Annotated in this window: 9 protein-coding genes and 3 pseudogenes; 9 read left to right on the top strand and 3 right to left on the bottom strand. The window is 67.6% G+C overall.

From position 1 onward, the window contains the following. The first annotated feature begins 34 nt into the window (after positions 1-34). Entirely contained in the window at positions 35-238 is a 204-nt protein-coding gene (locus AC07EJ_RS00005) for a cold-shock protein (protein ID WP_478883389.1), read from the top strand. 162 nt (positions 239-400) lie between these two features. Here the strand turns inward: AC07EJ_RS00005 and AC07EJ_RS00010 are convergent. Continuing rightward, positions 401-526: pseudogene (locus AC07EJ_RS00010) on the bottom strand (GntR family transcriptional regulator); the annotation flags it as partial. Positions 527-1315: 789 nt separating this feature from the next. Here AC07EJ_RS00010 and AC07EJ_RS00015 point away from each other — a divergent pair. Next, positions 1316-1492 (top strand): annotated as a pseudogene (locus AC07EJ_RS00015) (pirin family protein); the annotation flags it as partial. A 576-nt stretch (positions 1493-2068) separates the two neighbouring features. On the opposite strand, the gene AC07EJ_RS00020 reads toward AC07EJ_RS00015, so the two are convergent. Next, positions 2069-3124, bottom strand: coding sequence for a LacI family DNA-binding transcriptional regulator (locus tag AC07EJ_RS00020; protein WP_389489097.1), 1056 nt, complete (start codon positions 3122-3124; stop codon positions 2069-2071). 222 nt (positions 3125-3346) lie between these two features. Between AC07EJ_RS00020 and AC07EJ_RS00025 the strand changes: the two genes are divergently transcribed. From AC07EJ_RS00025 to AC07EJ_RS00050, 6 genes are all read left to right on the top strand, one after another. Next, positions 3347-5074 carry an ABC transporter substrate-binding protein gene (locus AC07EJ_RS00025; protein ID WP_389489095.1) on the top strand — a complete coding sequence of 576 codons (1728 nt, stop codon included), beginning with the start codon at positions 3347-3349 and terminating at the stop codon, positions 5072-5074. A gap of 196 nt (positions 5075-5270) precedes the next feature. Beyond that, positions 5271-6266, top strand: coding sequence for an ABC transporter permease (locus tag AC07EJ_RS00030; RefSeq protein ID WP_389489092.1), 996 nt, complete (start codon positions 5271-5273; stop codon positions 6264-6266). After that, positions 6263-7195: an ABC transporter permease gene (locus tag AC07EJ_RS00035; RefSeq protein WP_478883390.1), complete on the top strand. Its 933-nt coding sequence runs from the start codon at positions 6263-6265 to the stop codon at positions 7193-7195. Before AC07EJ_RS00030 ends, AC07EJ_RS00035 begins: the two co-directional genes overlap by 4 nt. A 5-nt stretch (positions 7196-7200) precedes the next feature. Next, positions 7201-8142 carry an ABC transporter ATP-binding protein gene (locus tag AC07EJ_RS00040; protein ID WP_389489088.1) on the top strand — a complete coding sequence of 314 codons (942 nt, stop codon included), beginning with the start codon at positions 7201-7203 and terminating at the stop codon, positions 8140-8142. Continuing rightward, the gene (locus AC07EJ_RS00045) at positions 8142-9032 is read left to right on the top strand and encodes an ABC transporter ATP-binding protein (protein WP_389489086.1); all 891 of its coding nucleotides are present in this window, start codon (positions 8142-8144) and stop codon (positions 9030-9032) included. The genes AC07EJ_RS00040 and AC07EJ_RS00045 overlap by 1 nt, the downstream gene beginning before the upstream one ends. After that, positions 9029-11440 (top strand): glycoside hydrolase family 2 protein, encoded by a 2412-nt coding sequence (locus AC07EJ_RS00050; protein WP_478883391.1) that lies wholly within the window; start codon positions 9029-9031, stop codon positions 11438-11440. Before AC07EJ_RS00045 ends, AC07EJ_RS00050 begins: the two co-directional genes overlap by 4 nt. 56 nt (positions 11441-11496) lie before the next feature. Here AC07EJ_RS00050 and AC07EJ_RS00055 read toward each other — a convergent pair whose 3' ends face one another. After that, a complete protein-coding gene (locus AC07EJ_RS00055; RefSeq protein ID WP_478883655.1) occupies positions 11497-11958 on the bottom strand; it encodes an integrase core domain-containing protein in 462 nt (153 codons plus the stop codon). Between the two features lie 125 nt (positions 11959-12083). Between AC07EJ_RS00055 and AC07EJ_RS00060 the strand changes: the two are divergent. Next, positions 12084-12221 (top strand): annotated as a pseudogene (locus AC07EJ_RS00060) (pirin family protein); the annotation flags it as partial. Positions 12222-12246 lie beyond the last annotated feature (25 nt).

A 12246-nucleotide genomic window follows, 5' to 3' on the forward strand; every position in this document is an offset into this window, starting at 1 on the left:
TGCGGGAGGCGTTCGTGACTGGAAGGCATGAGACATGACTACGGGAACTGTGAAGTGGTTCAACGCGGAGAAAGGGTTCGGATTCATCGCCCAGGCTGGTGGCGGCCCGGACGTCTTCGCCCACTACTCGGCGATCAACTCCACGGGCTTCCGTGAGCTCCAGGAGGGCCAGATGGTGACGTTCGATGTCACCCAGGGCCAGAAGGGCCCCCAGGCGGAGAACATCAATCTGGCCTGAGAATCCCCACCCGAGCCCTGCGCTAGCGGAATATGCCGCCGACTCGACGTGTTCGCGCGCGGTGTAGAGCTCGTCGACCGTCGCGGGCGTGGGGGAGACGGTCACGGTGCCGCGGTTGCCGTCGAAGCGGACCAGGCCGCCGTGTTCGAGCAGGCGCACCGCCTCGCGGACCGTGTTGCGGGCGATGCCGAGCTCCGCGGCGATCGCGCTCTCTCGCAGCCGGCCACCGGGGCGGAACGCGCCCGCGAGGATCCGCTCCGTTGACCTGTTCGGATATCCGGTAGACATCGTGGGCCACGACGCTGCGGAGACTGACCGCCGCGGCCTCGGCGTTGCGCAACCCGCAGCCGCTCATCAAATCGGTGATCAACATGAAGGTGTCGTCGCCGGCCGTGCGTATCCCGGCCAGCTGCGGAACCGACGGGATAATCGCCTTCGCCGGGGCGTACTGCGGGGGCTTGACGCCTTCGAGCGGACTCTCCTCGTAGAGCCCCAGCCGGTGGGCATCGAGCAGGATCGACTTCGCCTTGTCGAACGCATTGGCCTGCGTTGCCAGACCAGCCCCGTTACGCTCCATCGCCTTGATGAACCCGTCCACCACCTTGTGGTCGAAGGCATCCATCCGCCGGCTCCCCAGTACCGGGCAGATGTGATGCTCCAGCAGAGAGTCCAGATGCCGCAGAGAGGAGCCCTCCAGATGACGCTGGCTCTCCCGCCACTCCTTCGCGTACTCCCTGAACGCCATCACCCCGTACTTCGCAACACGAACCGCCCTACTCGCACGGCCGGGGGCAGCCCTCTTCGCGTTGTAGATATCCGTCAAACGCGTGATCGCCGCAGCGTCGGTTTCGAACCCGGACTCGACGGTCTGCGTCCCAGCGGCGTTGTGGAATTGGATCTTGTAGAAGTGTGGGCACCTAGGCCATCTTGACTGGGCGTGCTCGCAGTCCTTGAAGAAGGTGCCCATGCCGTGCGCCAGGATTTTGCTCGCCATCGTGTCGCCGACTCCTCAGGCCCGATGCTGACGGTTTGCTGACCGCCCGAGGACCGAGATGCTTCTGACCTGCGCAGAGCAGCGAAACACCCGCTATGTGGTGGAACTTCATCGGCAGATCACAGGACGACATCACCCAGGCCCGGGAGGACTGGATGAGCGGGTCGAGGTTCGGGGAGGTGAAGGGGTACGACGGGGATCCGTTGGCTGCACCCGAGCTGCCGCCCGTGCCGCTTAAACCCCGAGGCCGGGTGCGCTGAACTGCCTCTTTGCGGCGTGAACTAAGCGGGGCCGGGCAGACGGCGAAGTCGACTCGCCCGGCTTCCCTTCACTGTGATCGCAAACGCTCCTCGGGGACTTTGGCTCCACGTTCGCGAGTTGCAGGTTTCGTCACCCGTGGGTAGCTCTCATCAGACTGCTGCTGACCCGATGCTGACTATCCTGACGTCACATCAGGTTCCTGTCGGCACAGAGACCCGGTCGACGCCCGACCATCTGAGCTCCTGTTTGAGGGCCCCTGGCCGGGTGTCCCAACGCGGGGCGCAGGCGCACATCACCATGAAACGCGATTCTCGTCGGCACTCTTCACGACCCGAAGTGTCGTGCGGCGCCTCGCTCACCAGGAGTTGCTGGAGGCGGAAGAGCGGGTACGGCCTCTGTGCCGGACACGGTTCGTGAAGCCCGCGGCAGCGCGGGAACTTCCGTCGCCCGTGAGGTTCCCGCTGAGGTCTGGAACTGTGAGGCCTCCGTGGGGGTTCGCAGCTCTGTAGCCGCTGAGGTTCCGGCAGTCCGTAGCCTCAGTGGGGCCCGCGGCCTCGGCGCCCGCGGCGCGCGTGTCAGGACCCGTCCGCCCCGGAAGGCGACGCGGAGGATAGGCGGGCCCGTGCCGTGCTGCCCCGCGGGACGAGCCGGGCTGGGCTGTCCTCGACGCCCTCGGCCCAGCCCTCCTCGATCAGAGTGAGCAGCGTGCGCGCAGCGTGTGTTCCGTACGCGGGGATGTCCCGGTTGAGCGCGGTGAGCGCCGGCCGCACGACCTGCGTCAGCTGTGAGTCGTCCCAGGCGACGAGGGAGAGTTCGCCCGGCACATCGAGGCCCAGCTCGTGGGCGACCGAGAGCCCGGCAACCGCCATGATGTCATTGTCGAAGACGATCGCCGTGGGGCGTCGCGAGCCGATCAGTAGCCTGCGAACCGCCTGTGACCCTGCCTCGCCCGAGTAGTCGGTGTGCACCAACAACGGTTCGTCCAGGCCGAGTTCGGCGCAGATACGCAGATGAGCCCGGTCGCGCCGCCCGGTGTGGTCGAGCTCGGGAAGGCCCGCTACACGGGCGATGGCACGGTGCCCGAGCGCGCTGAGGTAGCGCAGGGTCTCGCCGAGAGCGGCGGCGTCGTCCGACCACACGGCAGGCAGATCGCCGGCCCCGCTGGGGTGTCCGACGACCACCGCCGGCAGTCCGAGCTCCTTCGTCAGCTCGATCCGCGGGTCGTGGGCGCGAAGATCGGTCAGGAAGACGCCGTCCACCCGTCCCTCGCCCCACCAGCGGCTGTAGATCTCGATCTCCTGGGCGGGATCGGCGACCACCTGGAGGGTCAGCGCCTTGTCCCGAGCGGCCAGTTCGTCCTCCATGCCGCTGATGAGCTCCATGAAGAACGGTTCGGAACCAAGGACTTGTGCGGGCCGCGGGAGTACCAGCCCGACGGCGTCGGCACGCGCGCGGGTCAGTGCGCGTGCGGCGCTGTTGGGCCGCCAGCCGATCTCATGCGCGATCTTCTTGATCTCGGCCCGGGTGACGGGGGAGACGCCCGGTCGGTCGTTGAGCGCGTAGGACACCGCTCCTTTGGAGACTCCGGCACGACGCGCGATGTCGGCGATCGTGGGGCGCCGCTTGGTCATGCATCCTCACTTAACCGTTTCGTGACGAGAGCAGCATCCTAGCGCGGACCGCTTCACCTGGGGATACCCCGTCCGTCGATCAAGCGCCCCCAGGATTCAGGGGATTGACTGGGGTGGGAGCGCTCCCGCATCTATTGACACGAACTCGATGCGGATCGAGACTTCCCGCACTTACCCGGTTCAGTTGCTCCGCTCAGGGACGAGCGGGGAGGGAGTAATCCGATGCGCATCCGGGCGCGGTGGTTCACCTTGTTGGCCGTCGGCGGGCTCATCGCCACGGCATGCACGAGCGGCGGCTCGTCGACCGACGGCGACAAGAGCGGCGGCACCTCCGGCGGTGGTGCGATGGCCCGCAACGAAACCCTGTACACGACGGGCACTCAGTGGGGCCCTCCCGCCAACTACAACCCCCTGCACAACTGGGACCACGCGACGGGCACCAAGGGCCTGGCCTACGAGACCCTGTTCCACTTCGACCCGAACTCGGGGAAGCTGACACCGTGGCTCGCCGAGTCCGGCTCCTGGACCGGCGACAAGACGTACGAGTTGAAACTGCGCTCCGGGATCACGTGGTCGGACGGCAAGCCGATGACCGCCAAGGACGTCGTCTACTCGTACGAGATCGGCAAGATCGAGGCTTCGAGCTTCCACACGCTGTGGGACTGGCTGTCCAAGGCGGAGGCGGTCGATGACCACACCGTCCGCTTCACCTTCAAGCAGGCCCGTTACCAGGAGTGGGACTACACCCTCTACGGGCAGCCCATCGTGCCCGAGCACGTGTGGAGCAAGCGCTCCGACGAGCAGGTACTCAACGGCGTCAACGACAAGCCGGTGGTCTCCGGCGCGTACACCCTCAAGAGCCACTCCCAGGACCGGGTGATCTGGCAGCGGCGCGACGACTGGTGGGGCGTGAAGGCGCTCAACATGAAGCCCGCTCCCAAGTACATCGTCGACATCTCCAACCCCAGCAACGAGATCGTCATCGGCCAGCTCAACCAGGGCAAACTCGACCTGAGCAACAACTTCCTGCCCGGTGCCGCCTCCATGATCAAGGCCCACAAGGCCGTCTCGTACTACGACCAGGCGCCGTACATGCAGTCGGCCAACACGGCCTGGCTGGTGCCCAACACCACGAAGAAGCCGATGAACGACGCCGCCTTCCGCAAGGCCCTCGCGTACTCCGTGGACGTGGGGAAGATCGTCAAGGGGGTCTACGGCAACCTGGTCGAGCCCGCGGACCCGACCGGACTGCTGCCGCAATGGGACAAGTACATCGACAAGTCCCTGACGTCGAAGGAGGGTTTCTCCTTCGACACAGCCGCGGCCAAGAAGACACTGGCGGACGCCGGTTACAAGGACACCAACGGCGACGGCTACGTCGAGAACAAGGACGGCTCGGCGATCAAGCTGAAGCTGCAGGTGCCGACCGGCTGGACCGACTGGATGGAGGCCGCGAAGGTCATCGCAGCCAGCGCCAAGGCCGCGGGCATCCGCGTCACCACGGACTTCCCCGACCAGAACGCGCTCAACGACCTGCGCGGCAAGGGGAACTTCGACCTCGTCATCAACAACGAGCGCCAGCTGTCCAACACCCCCTGGACGTACTACGAGTACATGTTCCAGCTGCCGATCCAGAAGCAGCAGAACACGGTCAACTTCGGCCGCTACGAGAACAAGGACGCCTGGAATCTCGTTCAGCAGCTCGGCGGCGTGAGGACGGACGACGAGGCCGGGATGAAGGCGGTCATCTCCAAGATCCAGGACATCCAGCTCAAGGAGATGCCCGTCATCCCGCTCTGGTACAACGGCCTGTGGTCGCAGGCCACCACCGGTGCGTGGACCAACTGGCCCTCGGGCAAGGGCGATTCACATTACGCGCCCGCCCTGTGGCGCAACTGGCTGGAAATGGGCGGCTTCGAGATGCTGACCAAGATCAAACCTGCCCATTGACCCTTCCGGCTCGGGAGCAGCCCCGGACCCGTCATCGCGTGTCCGGGGCTCCGCCCCGGGCCCCCGGGGCGGAACCCCGAAAGGGCGCGCAGCACCCGGCTCGCGACGCCTCCCTGACAGCGGTCGCGGGCCGGGCCCGCACCCCGCCCGCTTCCCCTCCCACCTCCTGCCGCCGCGCCGATCCGGGAGATCTCCCTTGCTCCGCTACTTCGCCCGAAAGCTCCTCGTCTACGCGCTGACGTTCGTCGTCGCCGTCACCGTGAACTGGATGATCCCGCGCTTCATGCCGGGCGACCCCGTGTCCGCGATGATCTCCCGCGCCCGGGTCTCGCAGCCCGAGGCCGTGGACGCGATGCGCGCCTACTACAACAACCTGTTCGGTTTCGACCAGCCCATGTGGCAGCAGTACCTGCACTTCTGGGCGTCACTGATGCACGGTGACTTCGGCCTGTCCATCTGGGTGTTCCCCAAGCCCGTCGGCGAGGTCATCCTCGACGCACTTCCCTACACCCTGGCCCTGATGATCCCGGCGATCCTGCTCAGCTGGTTCGTCGGCAACTGGCTCGGCGCGCTCGCCGCCCGGCGCAAGATCCTCGACAACACCGTGCTGCCCGCCGGCTACGTGCTGACCGCGATGCCGTACATGTGGATCGCCGTGATCCTCGCCTGGCTGTTCAGCGCCAAGGCCGGATGGTTCCCCATCTCGGGCGGCTACAGCCTCGACATCCAGCCCAGCATGAGCGTCGACTTCTTCCTCGACGCCCTGCACCACTGGGTACTGCCCTTCCTCTCCCTCTTCCTGGTGGCCCTGGGAGGCTGGGCGATCGGCATGCGCAACATGATCATTTACGAGCTGGAGTCGGACTACTCCTCCTACCTGGCCGCGCTCGGCGCGCCTCACCGCCTCATCCGCCGATACGCCTTCCGCAACGCCGTCCTGCCTCAGATCACCGGGCTGGCACTCCAGTTGGGCGTCCTCGTCGCCGGCGCGCTGGTCACCGAGATCGTCTTCAACTACCCGGGCCTGGGCAACCTGATCCTGGCGGCCATTCAGAACCGTGACTTCTTCCTGCTGCAGGGCGCGTTTCTGTTCATCGTGCTCGGGGTCCTGATCGCCAATTTCCTCATCGACCTCGCATATGTCGTCGTCGACCCTCGCACCCGGACCGGCATGGCGGGAGGACAGTCGTGAGCACACTGCCACCCCAGCCGGCGGGCACTCCGGCGCCGGACGCAGTTGCCGAGACCGCGGGCCCCTCCGCGGCCGCCGCGCCGCCGCTCACCCCCGGCCGCGAGAGCCTGCACTACGCGGTCCGCAATCCGAAACTCCTCATCGGGCTCGCGATCGTGCTGGTCCTCCTGTTCGCCGGAGTGCTGGGACCGTTGTTCCTCGACTCCTCGGACCCCAACGCCTACGTCGGCCCGCAGGCCGCTGCACCCGGCGGCAAGTACTGGCTGGGCACGACCACGTTCGGGCAGGACATCTACGCCCAGTTCGTGAACGGCCTGCGCTCCACCTTCCTGGTCGGCGTGATCGGGGGCGGCATCGTCGCGATGCTGGTCGGCTTCCTCGCCGGATATCGCGGCGGCATCGTCGACGAGATCCTCAACATGCTCACCAACATCGTCCTGGTGATCCCGTCCCTGGCCGTCCTGCTCATCGTCAACGCCTACCTGGGTGTGCGCAGCGTCGGTGTGCAGGGGCTGTTCATCGGCCTCACATCCTGGCCGTGGGCGGCGCGCGCGATCCGGGCGCAGACCTTCAGCCTGCGCTCACGCGAGTTCGTGGACCTGGCGCGGCTCAGCGGCAGCCGTACCTGGCGGATCATCTTCCGCGAGATCGCGCCGAACATGAGCTCCTACCTGTTCATGACGTTCATCCTGCTGTTCGGCGGCTCGATCCTCATCGCCTCCTCGCTCGACTTCATCGGCCTCGGCCCCACCGAGGGCGTCTCGCTCGGCCTGATGCTGCAGAGCGCCCAGCAGTGGAGCGCCCTCCAACTCGGCATGTGGTGGTGGTTCGTGCCCCCGGGGATCGGCATCACCGCCGTAGTCGGTGCGCTGTACGTCGCCAATGTGGGTCTGGACGAGGTGTTCAACCCGAAGCTGAGGGAGTCGTAGACCGCATGACCCTGACCGTCAACGACCTCCGCGTCCACTACCGCACGCTGCGCGGTGAGGTCCGCGCTCTGGACGGCGTGAGCTTCGACATCGCCGACGGCGAGATACTCGGCCTGGTGGGCGAGTCCGGCTGCGGCAAGACCACGCTGGGCAAGTCCCTCATCCGCCTCGACGGCCGGATGCGCCACGTCGGCGGCTCCATGACCCTCGACGGCGACGACGTACCCATCGCCGACGACCGGGCGATGAACGCCTTCCGCTTCCGCCGCATCTCACTCGTGCCGCAGTACTCGATGAGCGCGATGAACCCGACCCGCCGCATCGGCCGGATGATCCGCGAACTGCTCGCCGCGCGCGGCGCCGACGTCGACACCCCCGAACTCCACCGCCGCCTCGCCCTTGTCGGCCTGGAACCCGACGTCCTGGACCGCTATCCGATCGAGCTGTCCGGTGGCATGAAGCAGCGCACCGTCATGGTGATCTCCACGCTGCTCGACCCCTCCCTCCTCATCGCCGACGAGGTGACGTCCGCACTCGACGTCTCCAACCAGAAGGCGGTCGCCGGAGCGCTCGTCGGATTGCGTGACAAGGGCCTGGTCACCAGCATGCTGTTCATCACTCACGACCTGGCGCTCACCTCGCACATCTCGGACACCATCATGGTCATGTACGCGGGACTGCTCGCCGAGAAGGCGCCCGCCGAAGTCCTCACCACCGAGCCCCGGCACCCCTACACCCGCCGGTTGCTCGCCGCGCTGCCCAAGGTAGGTGTGCGCCGCTCCGAGGGCCGCCTCACGGGAATCGAGGGCAGCCCGCCCTCCCTGCTCAATCCGCCCACCGGCTGCCGGTTCCGCGACCGCTGCCCGCTGGCCGACGACCAGTGCGCTGCCCAGCCGCCGGTCGTGGAGGTCGCCCCCCGTCACTACGTAGCGTGTTGGAAGGCCTGATGCTGACACTCGACCGCGTCACCAAGACGTTTCGCACCGGGACCTTCTCCGGACAGGGCGTCACCGCCGTGGACCAGGTCTCCTTCGCTGTCGATCCTGGTGAGGTCGTCACCCTGATCGGTGAGAGCGGCAGCGGCAAGTCCACCATCGGCCGCATGATCCTCGGTCTCACCCGGGTCAGTGCGGGATCGCTGACCCTCGACGGTGAGCCGGTGCGCTCCGGCAAGGAATACCACCGCCGCGTGCAGGGCGTGTTCCAGGACCCGTTCAGCTGCTTCAACCCGGTCTTCAAGGCGGACCGCGTCTTCGCGATGATCAAGGACGCCTACCATCCCCACGTGCCGGCTGCCGACTGGCGTACCCGCGTGGAGAAGGTCGTACGCGATGTGCGCCTGGACCCCGCGCAGGTGCTCGGCAAGTACCCGCACCAGCTCAGCGGCGGTCAGCTCCAGCGGCTCCTGATCGCCCGCACCCTCCTGCTCGACCTGGAGTTCCTCGTCGCCGACGAGATCACCAGCATGCTCGACGCCTCGACCCGCATCGACGTCCTCAACCTCCTCGGTGACTTGCGCGAGCGCGGTCTCGGGGTCCTCTACATCACCCACGACCTGTCCCTGGGCACCTACCTCGCCGAACGGACGGTTGTCCTGCGCCACGGCCGCGTCGTCGAGCGCGGCGCCACGGAGATGGTGTTCGGCAACCCCCAGCACCCCTACACCCGCCACCTGCTGGCTGCCGTGCCCCGCCTGGGCGTCGACTGGAGTGACGCGGAACCCGTCGAGGTCTGCCTCTATCACGCGTCGCAAGCAACCGGGGACGTGTACGAACTGGAGCCCGATCACTACGTCGCCTGCGCTCAACTCCCGGACTGCGGAAGGACCCAGAAGTGATCACACGCCTCCACCTCCACGACGGCTGGAGGCTGAGCGCAGACGGCGACATCCCGGTGACGCTGCCCCCCGAGGGCCTGGCGGCGACCGTCCCCGGCTGCGTCCACACCGACCTGCTCTCCGCCGACGTTATCGAGGACCCCTACCTCGACGACAACGAGACGCGACTGACCTGGATCGGCCGCACCGACTGGACGTACCGCACCACCTTCACCTGGCGGCGCGACGGACACGACCGCACTGATCTGCTCTTCGCCGGCCTGGACACCGTCGCCGCCGTCCGCCTCAACGGCACGGTCCTCGGCGAGACCGCCAACCAGCACCGCAGCTACCGCTTCCCGGTCCGCCACCTGCTGCACGAGGGCGACAACACCGTCGAAGTCCGCTTCACCGCGCCCTACACCTATGCCGAGGACCTGCGCGACCGGCTCGGCGAACGCCCGGGCGCCTACACCGAGCCCTACCCCTTCATCCGCAAGATGGCCTGCAACTTCGGCTGGGACTGGGGGCCCACGCTCGTCACCTCAGGAATCTGGCGGCCCGTCACCCTGGAGTCGTACAGCGGGGACCGCATCGCCCAGATACGTCTGCTCGCTGACGCGGGCACCGACGGCGTGCCGTGCCTGACGGTGGCGCTCGATGTCGACCGGCTCGGCGGCACCGGCGAGTTGACGGCCGAGGTGGAGGTCGCAGGCGAGCGGGCCCGGCTCAGCGTTCCCGAGGGCCGCTCGTGCGGCCAGGTCAGCCTGTCGGTCCCGGGCGCCGAACTGTGGTGGCCCCGCGGCTACGGCAAGCAACCGCTGTACGAGGTCACCGTGCGCCTGGGCGAGCAGGAATGGCGCGCCCGGACGGGATTCCGGGGCATCGAGCTGGAGCGCGAGGCCTTCCGTATCGCCGTCAACGGCGAACCGGTCTTCGTCCGCGGCGTCAACTGGATCCCCGACGACTGCTTCCCCACCCGCCTCACCCGCGAGCGCATCGCCGCCCGCCTCGACCAGGCCGCCGAGGCCGGAGTCAACCTCGTACGGATCTGGGGCGGCGGCCTGTACGAGAGTGACGACTTCTACGAACTCGCCGACGAAAAAGGCCTGTTGGTCTGGCAGGACTTTCCCTTCGCGTGCGCCGCGTATCCCGAAGAGCAGCCGCTGTACGACGAGGTCGCGGCCGAGGCCCGCGAGAACATCGTCCGGCTGGCCCCGCACCCCTCGCTGGTGCTGTGGTGCGGCAACAACGAGAACCTTGAGGGGCACGCCGACTGGGGCTGGCAGGACCGTCTCAAGGGCCGCACCTGGGGTCACGGCTACTACCACCGCCTCCTCCCGGACCTTGTCGCGGAACTCGACCCCACCCGCCCCTACTGGCCAGGCTCGCCCTACTCCGGCGCCCCCGGCCGGCCCCCGCAGGACCCGACTCGCGGAACGGTCCACCTGTGGGACGTGTGGAACCGTGTCGACTACCGCACCTACGCGGATCACGTGCCCCGGTTCGTCGCCGAGTTCGGCTTCCAAGGACCGCCCCCTTACGCCACCCTACGCAAGGCCATCAGCGGTGAACTCTCCGTGGATTCGCCACTTCTGTCGGCACATCAGAAAGCCGACGACGGCCAGGGCAAGCTCCTGCGGGGCCTGGGTGATCACCTTCCGCAGCCCCGTGACCTCGACGACTGGCACTGGCTCACCCAGCTGAACCAGGCCCGCGCCGTCGCCTTCGGCATCCGCCACTTCCGTTCGCACGCCCCGTACTGCATGGGCACGGTCGTCTGGCAGCTCAACGACTGCTGGCCGGTCGTCTCCTGGTCGGCCGTCGACGTCGACGGCCGGCGCAAACCCCTCTGGTACGCGCTGCGCGAGGCATACGCCGACCGGATCCTCGTCGTGCGTGACGGAGCGGTGTACGCGGTCAACGACGGTCCACAGATCTGGGCGGGCCTCCTGCGCGTGGCCCGGCGCTCCCTTTCCGGCACCATGCTCGCCGAGGCGGAGCTGCCGGTCGACTGCGCGCCCCGGTCGGTGACACGCGTCGAGCTCCCGGTCGAGCTGACCGAGCCGGACGACAAGACCCGCGAGCTGCTCGTCGCCGAGCTCGGAGGGCGACGCGTGGTCGAGTTCTACGCCGAAGACACCGAGGTGGCCTTCCCCTGCGCGGACCTTACCGCCCACGTCGACCCGCTCGGTCCGGGCGAGGCCGACGGCTACCGCGTCACAGTCGACGCGCACACCCTCGTACGGGATCTCGCGCTGTTCCCCGACCGGCTCGACCCGGCAGCCGAGACCGACCGGGCGCTGGTCACACTGCTGCCCGGCGAGCAGGCGACCTTCGAGGTCACCGGCGCCCGGCTCGACGATCCATCGGCGCTCAAGAGCCGACCAGTCCTGCGCTGCGTGAACGAGGCCACGGCGCCCAACTGACCCTGTGTCGCTCGAAAAGACGAATTGGCCCTGTGAGCTGTGGTGGTGGGGTTCGGTCAGGCGGCGCGGAGGTACTCGTTGATCAGGTCGCCGAGGACTGGTCGTTGCTGGATCCGGTGCGCCTGGAGGTCTGTGACGGTGGCCGCGTTGGGTGGTTCGTCGCTGGCCGGTGGTAGCCGCGCCCAGGATTGGTGGGGGCGGTGCTCGTTGTAGTGCTGGATGTAGTCGGTGAGCGCTGCTTGGGCGTGGCTTCGTTGTAGATGAGCATCTGGTCGAGGACCTCGCGGCGCAGGGTGCCCACGACTCTCTCGCAGATGGCGTTCGCTCTGGGCGCCTGGGGTGGGCTGAGCAGGATCTCCACGTTGTCGGCTTCGAAGACGGCGTCGAAGGAACGGGTGTACTTGCTGTCCCGGTTCCGGAGGAGGAAGCGTAGCGAGTCCAACCGGCGCCCCTGCGCCATGGCAAGGTTCCTGGCCTGCGCTTGAGCGAGATGGTGTCCAGGTGCAGGAAGTCGGCAGCGATGGTGCCGTGGGCCTGGGTGGTCAGAAACTGTCGCCGCGCCGGGCCGGAGCGCTGCGGCGTGGGGTCGATGCCGGCTGCGTGGAGGATCTCCCAGACTGTGGACGGGGCGATCGGGTAGCCGAGGCGGGACATCGCTCAGGCGCGTTCGGACTGGATGGACGGCGATCGCTTCGGCGAAGTGAAGGGCTACGACGGCGACGCCCTGCTCGCCCCGGAACTCCCGCCTGTGCCGCTGAAACCGCGGGGCCGGGTGCGCTGAATCGGGGGCTTTCTACAGGCGGGCG

The organism is Streptomyces sp. NPDC045026, from assembly GCF_056432625.1.